Source organism: Geobacillus sp. CCR (assembly GCF_052906625.1).
In genome coordinates this window covers 1-15,237 of record NZ_JBREBQ010000053.1, presented here as the reverse complement: position 1 = coordinate 15,237, position 15,237 = coordinate 1, and the positions used below count along the sequence as shown (strand labels likewise).

The window sequence follows — 15,237 nt, the reverse complement described above, 5'->3', positions numbered from 1 at the left end:
TACGTTTACCCTAATGGTAGGTCAGATAAGCTACAAGCGTTGAAACGATGGTTGCAATGTAAGGAGTAGAATCGACAATGAACTTAGCTATCGCTGCTGTCACGGCTGTCACTCCTTCGTGCCAGAATCAGCACGAAGGCTGTTATGATCGCATTGCTGATCCAACTTGAGTAGATTCCAGTTGAGATTGAGGTCAGGAATTGCAGTATTGTCAAGAACGACATTAAAAAGCTGGCAGTTGTGAGCAACAGACGATTGGTCACTGCTAACTGTGTTTCCCATAGCACCCAACCCCCAATCCCGAGTCCATCAATGACAAACAAAAACCCCACAATGTCATCGTTTAACCAGTCAGAGTAATGTGGGGGCCAGATGAAATAATGGTCATTGATGATCAGAAACAAGCCAATGGCAACCATGCCAATGGCGAGTGCTGTGTGTGTCGGGTGATCTCTGATTTTATTTAGCATTGTCATCACTTCCTTCCACAAAAATAGCCGCTAGCTTTTGCTGGCGACATAGTCACTGCCTGTGATTTGTTTGTATTGATCTGGGGTGATCATTACCGGTACATAAGGTGTTAAATCAATCCCCCAACTGTAAAGTAGTGCACACTGATCATAATTAGTCACTTGATTTCGCCGCCTTCAGCTGTGCTACTTCGAGAGTTAAATTTGCGAGTAGCATCTGTTCTCCGGTCGATTTCACTTGATTAGCCGCTTTTTCTAGCGCTGCTTGCTTATCGGTATCTATTACAACAGTACCGTCATCAGCCAGCTTTGAGGCGCCAATGGCAATCTTTTTCAGTTCTTCCGGTGCAATCAGAATGGCTTTCTCATCATCGAATGGCGTTTGCCACTGACTGCCGTCCCAAAACTCCTGCTGGTAGCCAGTGATATAGCCATCTTCATCAGTGTTAAAAATTGCTTTTACTTTGTCAGCTTCCATAACAGCCTCCTAAACTGCGTATACCTCAGTCATAACCGCCTTTGATAACGAGCCCGTATTGTTCTCAGCCGTGCCAACAATATGTGTGTCGTCATACCACAGAACTTTGAAGATGGTTCCAACATCCTTCATTGTGAAGGTCACTCTTAAATAGTTAGCACCAGTCGTGTTATAAATCAAAGCGGCCTTTGGTAACAGCGTGAACGCATAGTTGTTATACGTTTGTGATCCGTTTTGATAATAGCTCCATGCAATTAACCATCCAGATAAAGTCTTTGAAAGTGGCGTCGATATTGTTGCAGTATCTCCAGATTGCGGATAGAAAGCGCCATGCCAAACAAGCAAGTTATTATTTGTTAATTGCAAGACTCTTAAAGCATCTAAGCTGCTGGTGATCCACTCCAACGGCTTGTTACTGGCAGTTTGATAGTTGCCGCTTAGCGTTAACATACCTAACGATAGTTGCGCACTATCCATCAGCGTGCCTTTGTTATAAATTTGACTTAGCAAGCCAAATTGGCTGAGTTCGGTATGCGTCACCTGACTGTTGTCAGTATCCGAATACGTATCTGTGACGATCTTGCCATCGGCCATTGTGGTTGTCCCGTGGACGGTATAGTCAGCAACGCCATCGGGTTTGACACCTTTAAATGAAGAAATGAACTTAGACCCGGTAAATGTAACCCCGTTGAAGGTCATGCCGTTAAATGTTTCTGCCGAAAGAATCTTAGCGTCGATTTTATAAGGGTTCCATTTAGTCCCATCATAGGTATAATATCCCGTTACAACACCGCTGCTATCAGTCAGCCAATGCATATCCCCCTTTTTGGGGCCTGATGGATACGCTGCACCAACAGTAATGACTGGCACATTATCGCTACCATCTTTGCCGTCACGACCATCAGTACCTTTGAACAATGCCCATGAGTATTTTGTGGGATCGGTACTATCCGCTTTGGTCTGGTCAACATATTGGCCGAAATAAGACTTACCATTGCCATTTGTGGTTGAAAATCCTTGTTTCCCATCAATGCTGTTAGCATAGGCTGTATGAAAGTAGCTAGTTTTGCCATCAGCTCCCTTAGGGCCCGGCACACCATCAGCACCATCTTCACCTTTTGGCCCTTGTACCAATTGCCAAGAATAAAGTTCTGGATTTGTGCTATCGGCTTGCGTGAAGTCTGTATAACTACCAATGTATTTTCTAGAACCAGGAGTATCGAGCGAAAAGTTCGTTATACCGTCACTGCTATCGGCATAGGCAATATGGAAGTACGATGTCTTGCCATCGGCACCTGCTTTACCCGGCACCCCATCTTTACCATTCGCACCATCAGCGCCCTTGATTAGCGACCAGTTATAGTCGCTTGGATTCGTGCTGTCGCCAGATGTGAAGTCGCTGTAGAAACCAATGTACTTGCGATTAGAATCAGTTGTTGAAAAGTCGGTCTTCCCATCTTGACTATTTGCGTAAGCAAAGTGAGTATAGGCAGTACGACCATCGGCACCCTTGGCACCGGGCAAACCTTGATCACCTTTGGGTCCCACATCACCGTCTTCACCTTTAAAAAGCGCCCAGTTGTAATCAGCCGGATTAGTGCTGTCTGCCTGTGTGAAATCGCTGTACGTGCCAATATACTTTTTGCCATCACCACCGGATACCGTGAACCCACTTTGACCGCTTACATCATTCGCCCAAGCGGTGTGAAAATAGCTTGTACGGCCATCGGCACCCTTGGCACCGGGAACACCATCAGCACCATCAGCGCCCTTAATCAATGCCCACTTGCCGGCGTAATCAGCCGGATTGTCACTTGGCACGGATGATTTGTTGCTGTACACAACCGCCATATACTTCTTGCCAGCAGGCAAAGCACTCATATTCGTGCCTTGATCGTCATCGGCATAGCGAATCCATGGATAGTATTGAACCGTTTTAGGCAAATTTTTGATCTGCTCAGCAAGTTGCCGATATTGGGCTGCTACCTGATCATGCTCAATTAGGTAGTCTCCCAATGTTGCTGTGTGTGTATCCATCGAATAGCTTGATTTGAGTTCTAGCAAGCGAGCCGACAAGTACAATTGCTCATTCTCGTCAGCTAAATGGATCGTATCACCAATGTTGATATTTTTAGGCAGCACAGCAATGTCGGTCTCGTAATTGACTGCCTCATGATTGTGAGTCTTAAGATCAGAGAGTGCAGACTGAAGCAAAGTCGCTTGCGAAGTAGCCGTATAAGTGACAACACGATTGATATACGCTGCATTGACACTCGGTGCACCACCCTTAGCTAAAAGTCTGCTCCATGTTTGGTTGGCTACCGGGTCAAGCAAAACACCTTCTTTCGTTAACACGTAACGACCATCGGGATCTGTCCACTGATAACCTTGAAGCGTGATTGGCTGTTGATCAGTGGTCTCGCCATCTTTGCTTTCAGGCGTACCCCCTGTCGGTGTGACGGCCGTATAGAGATCATAAATACTGCCGGACGTCACAATTTTATTGATGTCTTTATCCACATACAGTGTGATGTTTCTATCAGCACCTATGCGCTTATGAATGTTGATTAAGCGGCGCACAACTGTTGTTCCAGACACATCGAAACTAAAGTCTAGTTCAGCATTATCAAACCGAGTCGCAACAGATAGAATACGATTTAAAGTGGTGTCAGACTCGCCAGTCCATTCAAGCGTTCGCTTCAAATTAGGGATCTCGTTAAGACCGATTTCGAAACCCGAGTCATTCGTGAATAGGCTAATATAGTCGGCGATACCCATTGCTTGTTGAGCTTTATAGGGACCAACGGTCTCGTTAATCAAATCAATACCAGCATCTTCAGCAGTGAATGTCTCCTCACCAGCAAGCGGATCATGACTTGATTCCATAATTGTCATAAAGACTGCTTTATTGCGCTCATCCATATACAAAATGTAATTGCCACGTGCTGCCATCGTTTGAACCTTAGAAGACAGTTCAGGGGTGAACAGAATGGTTCCTGAATAGGTGCGAGCACCTGCTGAGATAAGCTGATCATCAGTATCATCGACAATGTGGATTTTCCCACCACCGCCAGCAGTTGCAGTCCCTAGCAGATGCCATGATCTATCCACAAAATAAAAATCTTTCATAGCCATGCCTCCTGCCAAGATACTTCAGCCTTACACTGCTTTGCCCAGCTTGATGTGAGCAATTCAATGGTGTTATTTCCGGGCTGAATTTTGAAGCCGCCCCAATCATTGCCGATTGTTTGCAGTGTCCGATCTTCTGCACCATTGACAAGAACACGTCGATTAGCAACATCAATTTTCACAACGTCCCCGTCTTTGAAGCGGTTAGGAATATCATCCCAGTAATCAACGTTGATCCACTCAAAGTAGCTGTCTTGCCAGTTAATTGACCAACCACGTTGATCGGAAAATCCGGGGAACCAAGCTGTCCAGCCATCAATTGGCACACTAGAGAAGCCTGACACCGTCCGTGTCTCAATACCGCCATCGCCTAAATCGATGCGATCCAAACGGAAGGTTAACTGATCACCCATTTTTGTGATAACGGCATTGTAGTTGCCGTCACGATAGTAATTGCGTGGCAGTAAGTCAAAAAATAGCATTTGTGCTTGGCTGCCATCATAGACTGTGCCTGAAAAAACCCACTGATCGTTTGAAGCACTATCATCAAACAGCGCAAGAGAAGCGACAATCTTGCCTTGATACGTTAAATTGAACTCGAAACGGCCTACTTCTGCGGCATTCGTCCCAACATTCACACGATTGACAAACTGAAAATTAGCCGTGTTAGAGCCATTCGAATTTTTCGGAATGGTGCCGCTCATTGAAGGCCCATTCCAGTAATTGGAAGCAGTTCGTTCAGTAGACGGGTAGGCAATACCATTTGCATATCCAAACGGTCCCGACTGTACGTTGGCATCATTGCCATGCTCATAGTAAGGAAAAGCCGTAACCCCATTATTGAGCGTGACCCCTGTCGGTGTCTGATTGAAATCGAGATGATAAACGCGTTCAGACTTTTGCTTCACAAAACCATCAGTCTCATCGGGAGAGCCGAACTGTAGCACACTGCCCTGATCATTAATAGCAGTTAACACACCGTCATCACCGTTGATAGTAGCCGTGATAACTGGTTCAGATGGATAAGTCCCAGCATTAGGCACTGTGATGGCGTCGGAATAGTATTCAGGATCCGCTGGGTTAGGTGACCACGGAGAAGCAGTATCGTTTTTCTCTAATTTGATATTGTCAATACATATCCAACCACCTCCAGAATATGTTTTAACGAAGCCAAAACGATAATTTGTGACTGTAATATCGCTGTCTGCGGTCATCGTTGCAGAAAATTGATGCCACGTGTTTTGGCCACCATCAGTGTTTCTATTGGCGTGACCCATTGACAGTCCCCAAATTGGAGATAAATCGCTCGTTGTCAAATAGTCTGACGCTTGTCCAGTTGCTGAACCTGCGGCCGCATATTTGTAACTATAGGTCCATGTTTCGCCGGCTTTAATAGTAACTGGCTTTGACAGTGGGAAAACGCTGTATTGATCAGGACTGGTAGATGAATCACTACTTTGGTTTTCAATCCGAAGCATATAAGTTCCAAATGGCGTTGGAAAAGAAGGATATTGTCCGACAACTAGAAACAATCTATTTGCGTCTTTACCATCACCCCAAACATAGTTTGCTGGGGTTCGTCCTGATTCAAAGCCAGAATCTGTCAGCATGTTCACTGGCACGTCCTTGTATGGCATGTTGTCAGCCGTCTTCGTGGCTACCGAGTGGGCGATACCATCGGGAACCAGAAAATTAATAGTACCAGTGCCAAGAAAATAAGCCCGGTCCATATCAATCTTGCCGTCAACTTTTGCATACCAAAACTCATCAGGGCGATCATCAATAATTAGCTTCTGAACACCCGAGCTATAAAGCAATGGCGCTAACTGCCGTTCAAATTCACGACGAGATAGCGCCACAAAATCATAAGTCACTGGAATTATTCTCGATTTCAATCGACTTCTAATAAGCATTTCTCCGTCCGATGCACCGACAGACTGGGTTGTATTCTCAACTTCAGAAAAAACGCCGCGGGCCGCACTAAACTGAAGAGAGGAACTGCCAATCTTATGACCTCCAAATATTAAATTTGCCACTTAGAAAATCCCCCTTATTCTATTACTCATAATGGTGTCTCTGTTTTTCAATTTATTTATTGTTGGATACAGCCACCGTCCTACTTCACGCCCATTGTCGAGAACAACCTTGCCTTCAGGAACAGACGGGTTACTAATCTGATAAGTTGTTAATTCGATCAGTCTTGCTAGCAAATCCTCAACACGACTATTGCTACCACTAGAAATGCTGGTAACAAAGGTTCGCGGATTCAATTGGTTTATTCTATTAGCAGCGCCTCCGAAGTCTGTGGTGCCACCAGCAAAACGTGGAATATTCATTCGACGAGCCTTATCAGCAGGAATAACCATTGAATGACGAGCAAGCGGAAAAACAACATTTCGTTCTTTGAACATAAACATGTTGCCATTAGGAGTGATAATAGGCTCTTGATAGTTAGATCCGGGGGCATCGTTCACCATCGCCAGTGAACTCGTTCGGAGATCATTAGTTCCGTGCTGCAAGTGAAGAAGCCTCCGAATACTGTCCGGAATATTTGCCACAAAATTGAAAGTCTTCGTGATGACTTCATTCCCACCAAATGCGCTAACTGCACGTTTGGCGGCGCTTGCGGGTCCTGTCGTATTATCATGGCCTTTGAAATATTTATCTCCCGGATTTGTTCCATTAAAACTTCCGATACTGTTTTTACCAGATCCGGCAGCCCCCACAACGCTTGAAGCATTACCCATGAAGTAACGCATTGATGGGTTAGTTCCATTGAAACTGTTGACTTCACCCTTACCGTGTTCAGCATGTGCCGTCACGTTTGAGGAATCCCCAGTAAAGTAACGTACCAACGGATTAGTCATGTTAAAGGCATTGATCTCACTCTTACCGTGTTCAGCATGTTGAGTGACATTTGAAGAATCGCCAGTGAATTGCTTCATCCCCGGCTTGTAAGAATCATAGGAGATTAGATCTCCTTTCGCTTGCGAAGTCTTCGTCAGTAAATCATTGACGTTAGCCGTCAACTCTTTCGGTCTCGGGTGTTTGGCCTCGTATGCATCTACATCAATGCCTGCCTCAACTAGTTTGGCGCGGGCATCAGCATTATTTACCAATAAATCTTTGGTCTTTGACGGTATTTGATTCCACAAGTTAAATTTAACTACAGCGTCAGCGAGCTGTTCCTTACCCTTTGCTTGAATCAGAGCCGTCTTAGCATCAACTGATAATCTGTTCCAAGACTGTGCTTCGATCATGCCCTGAATCAGGGTAGCAGTTGCTTTATCTTGCACAATCATCTGCATCTGCTTAGGTGTCAGTTGATTCCAACCATTAACTTCATCAATTGCCGTGACTAGAGATGAATAATCACCTTTAACCACCGCCTGCATTTGCTGCGGAGTAATCTTGTTCCACAGGTCCAACTGGTCAAGCATGTCAGCGAGTTTACCCTCGCCCACGGCTTTTAGCGTTGTGTACTGATCTTTGGGATCGATTGACTGCCACACACCTAGGTTGAATAAGACGTCCTTGAGTTCGTCTTTACCCTTGGCATTGATCAACGCAGTTTGTTGTTTAAGTGTCAAACCCTGCCACTTGCCAGACTGCGTCAAGATATCAATGAGTGGCAAAGTAGCCTTGTCATGAACGATCGCTTGCTGTTCTTTGAGACTCAATTCATTCCAGTAACCCATTTTAACCAGTGCGTTGACAAGCGGTGTGTAATCTCCACTGACGATGGCTTGTTGTTCTTTTGGCGTGAACTTATTCCATGAAACAAACTCGGTTATGATGTTAGCTAATTCTTTTTTACCGGACGTCCTCACTAGAGCTGTCTTCTCTTGAACGGTCAGCGAATTCCACTTGTCGGTAGAGGCCATCGCCTCGACAATCATTTGCTTAGCATTTGAGCTAATCTTGGCATTCTTTAGGTCAAATTTAAGACGTTTCCAGCCACCTTCCGTGCTTGCGGTATCCTTTATAACTTGTGGCAGATTGGTAACAACTTTACCAGTTTTAGGATCTAGTACAAGGTTGTTCCAATCGTTACCAGCCTTCTGAACACTCTTGCTCATACTTGAATTAACGGCGGCCGCAAATTGCTTACTATCTTTGACACCCTTACTCATTGCCTCTGAATAAGCGCTCATTGCTTTTTTAGCTTGAGACGCCGTCGCACCAAACTCTGTTTGAAGTTGTTCTTGAATCGTCTTGTTGGATAGTCCTTGCGCTTTCATTGCTTGGATCGCACCAGCATAAATCACGCTCATGTTGCTTTGATGATCTTTTTCCAGCTTTTCAAGAGCTTTATTCTTTTGAGCCGTACTCAACTCAGCGGAGTTTTTAATGGCAGCATAATGTTTGCCATAAGTATCAGTTTCGTCAGCAAATGCCTGTTGCATCTGGCTGTACTGTTCCTTAGCCGCTGCTTGACTCATCCGAATCTTTTCGCCATTAATAGCTTTTAAGACATTCGCTTGTTGGGTACCAGAAATTCTAAGTGTCTTAACGGCCTCGGCTGCACTGCTCTTGCGCAAATTATCCAGAATCTGAATTTGATCTCGAGTAAATTCGACATGTTCTTTGCTGGCAGATTCAGTAATTGACTTAGCTTGTTTGGCATTAGCCTCAATTTGCTTGATGCGTGCATCGTCGGCCTTCTTCATTTCTGCTGCGTCTTTACGAATCTGATCAGCAGTCGATCCACCGACTTGCTTCGCCAACTTGTCGAGTGCGGTTTGGGTATTTTTGGACGATTCTTTAGCGGCCTTCGTAATATCATCAAAACTGTTGGCGATCGTTTTGGAATTTTCTTTGACAGTGTGGTTAGTGTCAGTGAAAGCGCCACTGATCTTGCCAGAAGCGTCTCGCATCTTAGTTGCGGACCTATCTGCTACTTCACCAATGTCCGTGCCCCATCGTGAAGTTCTGTCGGCAGACTCAAGAGCCTTTTTGCCCCACAATTCCCAGATGGCTACACCGGCACCAACGGCTGCTGTAACACCTAAAGCAACTGGGACGATTGGCCCCAATGCCGCTAGCAAACCTGTTCCGCTCGCTGCGGCTCCGCCCATGGCTGCTCCCATTCCAGAAGTTCCTTCTGCCGCCGCTGCTGCGGCTGGTGCAACCTTCAATGCTTCAAAGGCTGTCTTGCTAAACCCAGACTTGAGGACATCCATTGCAGTCCCGCCAATTTTTGCGGCTACGGATGCTCGCCCAATGACTCCCGCAATTCCAGATATTCCTTTGCTCAAAGCAGTAACAGGCTTAAGAGCTCCACCGATAAGAGAACTCACTGGCCCTACAACTGCCGCAAACGCTGCAAATTTAATAATGGTTTGTTGCGTACCACTGTCCATTTTTGTAAAGGCATTGACAACATCGGTTGCTGTTTTGATAAGAGGAGTCAGCGTCGGTAGAAGCTTTTGACCTACTTCAATTCCTAAAACATGAATCGACTCTTGAAATCTCTTCAATTTGGCGGCATCCGTATTGTTTAACTGGTTAGCAATTTTGGCAGTTGTTCCGCTAGCATGCTCAGCTTCACTGGTATATTTGCGTAGCTCACCGCCACCTGCACCAATTAAGGCGTTCATGCCTGCTTGTGCTTCAGTACCAAAGGCAAGCGCAACAGCAGAAGCACGTTGCTGATCTGTCCACCCCTTAGTGTTATTCTTGATTTTGTCAAGAATCTCTGGAAGAGTTAGCGTTCCTTTTTTAAAATCAGCAACAGATATGCCTAATTCATTAAAGCCTTGAAGATTTTGCTTAGAAGGCTTCAACAGTCTTGTTAAAGCACCACGTAACGCTGTGCCAGCAACTGATCCTTCAATCCCTTTGTTGCTCATAATGCCAATAGCAGCCGCTGTTTCTTCGAGTGAAATACCAGCAGCATGAGCAGAAGGCCCGACATACGTCATTGCCTCGCCCATATCTTGGAACCCTGCTGCAGTAGCGTTCGCAATATAGGTAAGAGTATCTGTAACGCGAGACGTGTTTTTGAGCATGCCCGTTGTTGATTCTGTCTTTAGACCAAATTGCTCCAAAACGGATGTAGAAACATGCATAACATCGTTGAAGTCATCCCCAGACGCTTTTGCCGCATTGAGAACTGCAGGCATAGCGCCTAAAGTTTGCGCAGCAGTATAGCCACGTTTGATCATTTCTGACATGCCGTCGTTAATAGCAGTCGTGGAAACGCCATATTCAACCGACCACTTTTTAGATGCAGATGCTAGTTGATCAAGTTGTGAACGATACTTAGCTGTAATCGCACCCCCATTTGTCAGCAAGGGCCCCATTGCTTGAATTTGGCTGTTGAAATCAATAGCAGATTTAGCTGCTGCCACAAACCCAATGGCAATTGGAGCAGTTACCGCCCTTGTCATCGTTGATCCGAAACTGGTTAGCTTAGAGCTTGCCTTTTCGGTAACAGATGCAAACTTTGATGCACCGTTTGATACTTTAGTCCAGCCGTCGCTTTGCAGCGCAATCTCTTTGCGTAAGGCCGCCATTCGGTTCTCATTTTGTGCAGCAGCGGCAGCAGTTCGATTGTACTGTGATGCAGCATTAGCTTGCAGCTTTGTAGCACGATTAATTTCTTCCTGCGATGCAGTCTCACTTTTATTAAGTTTTTCAACCGCTTTCGAATTTTCATCATACTGTTCTCGTTGTTTCTGAAGCTGAGCTTGGTAGTTCTTTGACTGGCGGCTCAATGTGTCATAGGTTGAACGCATGTTGTTGATAGACTTTTCAGAGCCCTTAAACGCAGCATCTTGAGCCCGCAACTCAGCGGCAGTTGCTTTAATTGAAGAGTTCAAAACTCGCTGGCTTACTTGAAACGGATCAATGTTCAAGCTTACGGTAGCCGCAATTTGTCCGAGATTTCCTAACATGTTTTACCTCCTTTCATAGAACTAGAAAAGGAACGGAAAGGCCTTGTCGATCGTGGTCTCCCGTTCCTCGTAAATCTGGTTAAGCTTTTCAATATCGCGGAGCGTCATAGCATCAACGTCAGCTAATCGGTAGCCTTCAGAGAGCCTTGCTTTGTAGAAGTCGTCAAGGTTGCTAATGGCTTCTTTGACGTCCGCTTCGGTGATTTTTTTGCTGTGTCCTTCTTATCTTCTTCGCCATCGCTTAGAGAATCGCCAATGGCATCATTGATTGAATCCAACGATTTCAAAGAAATAGACGAGCCATCAATAACATCATCGGCAGTAAACTGGTTTTTCCAGAAATCAACCGCAAATTTGGCTAAGTTTTTCTCGTTCTCATCGTAATCATCGTTTGAAGGGCCATCTTTACGGTTTAACATGCGCAATTGTTGTTGCTGCACTTTTAAGGCGTTCGTGGTATCACGTAATGTTGGCTCGCCATTTCGTGTGAACACGCAAGTTTCACCTTTGATATTTAGTTTAATTTGATATGCCATGCTTAATCTCCTTAGGTATAAGCCGCCCGCTGTTCGCGTATTGTGCATTTACAAGGCGACAATGATAGAAACACTCTAGCTAATGTGTGATCTGCGAATTACGGAGCCGGTGTAGCGGGAGTAATAGTCGCATCTGCAGCGGTCTTAGGGAATACATAGCTGTGGAACTTATCAAAATTGAATCCATCGTTGTCTTCGCGACCAATCAGCACAACGTTGCCAGTGTCCTGGTCACCTCGAGGAATAAATGAGCCTTCGATGCTGTCAGCACTCGGATCTGGTGTGCCGTCAACAGTCTTGGTATCAACGCCCGGAAGTGAGAACATTCCCTTGAGCATACCAACCCAAACGTATTTACCATTTGAGAGCTTTGTACGGAACAAAGTTGCGGCGTAATTAGGGCTAAGGTTCTTTGGATATACTTCAACCCCATTAACAACCTTAATGCCAAATAAATCAGACTTCATAACGGAATCAACATCGTACATTTCGATTGTTTCGGTTGCTTCTGTGATGCCACCAGAAAGAATCAAGTACGGGCCATCATCAGCGGACAGCGTCTTTTGCTCTGTTTTAATATCCAATTTCACACTAGATAAGCCTTGCATCTTTCGTGTGCTTAGTACAAAGTCGTCATCACCGACAACCCCATATTCAAAGGCCGAAGCCCCAAATTTTGCTAACTTCTTATTAGTTGTTACAGCAGTATCTGCCATATTTAAAATCCTCCTTTAGGAAAATAAAAAGGACTAGCCAATCGGCAGTCCTTGAAACTGAAAGTATCCTGTTGTCATGCGAAGGGCTGGGGTATCACCATCAACGTAGGAGTTGCGATAATACCTTTCCCAGCCAGCCGCATGTAGTGCTTGATATATCTGTGTTTCAATTTTTTCTTGTTGATCCCAGTCCGTTTTGCCCACCCAAAAATCTACTTGTACTTTCGGATACTCTAGGATTCTAGAATCGTCAGCATAGTCAGCACCATCACCGGGCAAAGAAGTGATTCTCACCCATGGAGCTAGACTTTCAGGAGTTACGCTAGTTTGGTTATTGAAGTCTGGAGTGCCTATATACACCTTGTCAGCAATATCCAAATTGGCTGACAGGATGTCATAAACACGTTTTTCAGGTGCCATTACATCCCGCCTTCCTTCAAGTGGCTTAGGAAAGCAGCGATAACAACTGGCCGCATGACTTCTTGAGTTTCCTCAATGAAATGTTGCGGGTCCTGCATTGAGGTCCCCGAGTTTGGAAAGTGAGCACGCCAGCCGGTATCTTTACCATATCCAACGTCTACTTCTGTTAAACCGCTCGTTTCACGGACACTTGAAAGCTTGATGTCATCTTTCAGATGTCCGCTCATATCAGTTTCACCGGTCCACTCAGGCGTTTTGCTTTTCAGCTTGTCGGCAAACTTCTGTGCACCATCTCGGACAGCCGCTCGAGCCTCTTTTGCAACTCCAAACTGGAGTTTGTTGAGATTAGCGAGCAGTTCAGCATCCCCTGTGACTTTTACGCCCATCAGTTCACCGCCTTTGCCGTAATCGTTGTCAGATCGCGCCTCTCGTAATCAGGATCAAGCCCTGTGATTTGATATTCATTACCACGCCATTGAATTCTCCAAGTTGGTTGGATTTCCTCTGTGGTCAAAAATCGCACTAAAAAAGTCGGGCTGTCTTTGCGAGTGCCCAACTTCGTCTGTGGATCATTTGCTTCTCTGATTGGTACCTTAGGAACTTCCGCCCAAACCGTCATATGCTCAATGGGTTCTCCATCAACCGGAACTCCGTTAACCTTTTTTGGCTCATAGCTAACGAATGTAATTCTTTCAGTCATTCGATTAGTTCGCATCAGAATCACCATTCTCTTCCGGCAATTCTGAACGAAGCTGATTGATAATATTTGTTGTTGATGTTTGTAAAGGAAAGCGCATGACTTCAGCGCCCATGCCTCGGTAGTCATAGTCTTCCTTCACTTGCTTCATGAGCGCTGTGAAGAAGCGATCTCGCGTTTCCGGATTGCCAAGAAACTGTTCTGGCGCTGATCCAAAGCTAATAGCCGAACTGATTTCCCCACAAGCGTCATGCACCAGTTGCATAATCATTGGGTCTTCGATTGTCTGATCAACTTTCAAGTACATTTTCAGAACCTGAAACTGTTCATCAGTTAGTGGACTTTTGTCAAGCGTAGTATCTGCCAAGAGCAATCACCTACCCAGCGTTAACAGTAACGGCAAGCGTTGAGCTGATGCCATTAGTGCTAAATGTGATTGTCGCTGCACCCGCTGCCAGATTGGTAATGGTGTAAACACCATCGGACTTCTTAACAACCGTAGCGACGCTTTCATTGCTCGACACAGCTTCGACTGCTTGAGGAGCGCCATCAGGAGTGACTGTCACCGTGATATCTTTTGTGGCACCGACACCACCCGTGAACGTTTTCTGGCTCAAAGTCACTCCGTCAGGCGTTACGCTTTTGGGGTATACGTGAGGAAGTACCCTGCTTTTTCGTCAGCAACAGATACACCAAAGCGCATTCCTGCTTGCAAGAATTGGCCGTAAATCTGATCATCAACCCAGCGAACCATGAAGTCTGCACGGTTAGCAAACAGAATTGCCCGCTTGATGTCACCCAAAAAGGCGTGTGCTTCGCCTGATGCGCCCAAAGTATCATCAGATACAACAGCAATCGGCATACCAAGAACGCTCTTGCCAGACGGGGTCAAGATGCTATCTTGTAGCAAGTAGCGACCATTGCCATCTTTAACTGTGTCCAAGAAATTGTAGAAACTCTGTGAAGCAATAATTACACGAGAATATGCAGGATCTAAATCAACGTTATTGATATGCTTCAAATCATCAACGCTAGAGATCGTCTTGGCAGTGAAGCCTTTCAGCAGAGTTGCAACAGCACCGTTAGTCGTATTGACCTTAATTTGTTGTGCGTTCTGGGCAATCAGGCCAACCAAATCAATCGCAGAGTCGTCAATTGACTCCTGCGAGACTGGTAACGCCTGACGATACGTTTCAACAGACCAGTTGACCGGTTTGAATTCTGGTTTTGCCATTGCTGGGTTCTTTTCCAACTCGGCGACAGTGACCATCTTGGTTGTGGCATTTGCAACTGTTGGGTAAGTACCCTTTTGTGTGGAGGCTTGGAATACGTTCGTGAAAGGTTTCAGATCAACAACAGTCTGCAATTCACGCTGTGGTGTATTGCTAATAGTTTCTGGAATGGTAGAGGCCGCGTCTGCAGCCTTGACACCGGCATTTACCGCATCACTGGCATCAGTAGGAACAGCTCGTAAAACTGCAAATGTGCCAACATCAGTCTTTTCAAAATTGACGCCTTCTGTATCACGGCCACGAGTATGCAAATAAGCATTCAGTGCATCGCGATAGCTATGCTCTTCCGGATGATCGGGCTTCTTCCCACTCGGCTGTTCATTGCCTTTCAACGCAGCCTCGTATAAGTCACGTTTTTCTTCAAGATCTTTGATCTCTTTGCCAGCTTTATCATACTTGGCACGAACGCCTTCTGCCTTCTTCAGGTTTTCCTCGGAATCTTCACCTTCAAGTAAAGAACGAAGTTCTGTCTTCATAGCTGGTAACGCTGAACGCTTTTCATCAAGTTGCTTTTTAACAGCAGCTAATTTTTCATCTAAAGTCATCTAGTGACCCTCCTTATTTTTTGTATAAAAATAGGCACCGATTATTCGATGCCTT

14 protein-coding genes are annotated in these 15,237 nt (G+C 45.4%); all 14 read right to left on the bottom strand.

Annotated elements, in window-relative coordinates:
• Positions 1–83: 83 nt before the first annotated feature.
• A complete protein-coding gene (locus ACVBDQ_RS16675) occupies positions 84–470 on the bottom strand; it encodes a hypothetical protein (RefSeq protein ID WP_446663357.1) in 387 nt (128 codons plus the stop codon).
• Positions 471–500: 30 nt separating this feature from the next.
• The gene (locus ACVBDQ_RS16670; protein ID WP_003573798.1) at positions 501–632 is read right to left on the bottom strand and encodes an XkdX family protein; all 132 of its coding nucleotides are present in this window, start codon (positions 630–632) and stop codon (positions 501–503) included.
• Complete coding sequence (locus ACVBDQ_RS16665) at positions 625–948, bottom strand: hypothetical protein (RefSeq protein ID WP_446663356.1); 324 nt, start codon at positions 946–948, stop codon at positions 625–627. The genes ACVBDQ_RS16670 and ACVBDQ_RS16665 overlap by 8 nt, the downstream gene beginning before the upstream one ends.
• A gap of 9 nt (positions 949–957) precedes the next feature.
• Positions 958–4,077: a hypothetical protein gene (locus ACVBDQ_RS16660; RefSeq protein WP_446663355.1), complete on the bottom strand. Its 3,120-nt coding sequence runs from the start codon at positions 4,075–4,077 to the stop codon at positions 958–960.
• A complete protein-coding gene (locus tag ACVBDQ_RS16655; RefSeq protein WP_446663354.1) occupies positions 4,074–6,113 on the bottom strand; it encodes a distal tail protein Dit in 2,040 nt (679 codons plus the stop codon). The genes ACVBDQ_RS16660 and ACVBDQ_RS16655 overlap by 4 nt, the downstream gene beginning before the upstream one ends.
• Complete coding sequence (locus ACVBDQ_RS16650) at positions 6,114–10,976, bottom strand: phage tail tape measure protein (protein ID WP_446663353.1); 4,863 nt, start codon at positions 10,974–10,976, stop codon at positions 6,114–6,116. It abuts the gene before it with no gap.
• Between the two features lie 122 nt (positions 10,977–11,098).
• Positions 11,099–11,512, bottom strand: coding sequence for a phage tail assembly chaperone G (gene gpG / locus ACVBDQ_RS16645; protein WP_446663352.1), 414 nt, complete (start codon positions 11,510–11,512; stop codon positions 11,099–11,101).
• Between the two features lie 98 nt (positions 11,513–11,610).
• Positions 11,611–12,228, bottom strand: coding sequence for a major tail protein (locus ACVBDQ_RS16640; RefSeq protein WP_446663351.1), 618 nt, complete (start codon positions 12,226–12,228; stop codon positions 11,611–11,613).
• Between the two features lie 33 nt (positions 12,229–12,261).
• On the bottom strand, positions 12,262–12,648 hold the full coding sequence (locus ACVBDQ_RS16635; protein WP_446663350.1) for a hypothetical protein: 387 nt from the start codon (positions 12,646–12,648) through the stop codon (positions 12,262–12,264).
• On the bottom strand, positions 12,648–13,034 hold the full coding sequence (locus ACVBDQ_RS16630) for an HK97-gp10 family putative phage morphogenesis protein (protein ID WP_446663349.1): 387 nt from the start codon (positions 13,032–13,034) through the stop codon (positions 12,648–12,650). Before ACVBDQ_RS16630 ends, ACVBDQ_RS16635 begins: the two co-directional genes overlap by 1 nt.
• Complete coding sequence (locus ACVBDQ_RS16625) at positions 13,034–13,348, bottom strand: head-tail adaptor protein (RefSeq protein WP_446663348.1); 315 nt, start codon at positions 13,346–13,348, stop codon at positions 13,034–13,036. Before ACVBDQ_RS16625 ends, ACVBDQ_RS16630 begins: the two co-directional genes overlap by 1 nt.
• Positions 13,349–13,352: 4 nt before the next feature.
• Entirely contained in the window at positions 13,353–13,712 is a 360-nt protein-coding gene (locus ACVBDQ_RS16620) for a head-tail connector protein (protein WP_016373272.1), read from the bottom strand.
• 10 nt (positions 13,713–13,722) lie between these two features.
• A complete protein-coding gene (locus ACVBDQ_RS16615) occupies positions 13,723–13,968 on the bottom strand; it encodes an Ig-like domain-containing protein (protein WP_446663347.1) in 246 nt (81 codons plus the stop codon).
• 11 nt (positions 13,969–13,979) lie between these two features.
• A complete protein-coding gene (locus ACVBDQ_RS16610) occupies positions 13,980–15,182 on the bottom strand; it encodes a phage major capsid protein (RefSeq protein WP_446663346.1) in 1,203 nt (400 codons plus the stop codon).
• Between the last annotated feature and the right edge of the window lie 55 nt (positions 15,183–15,237).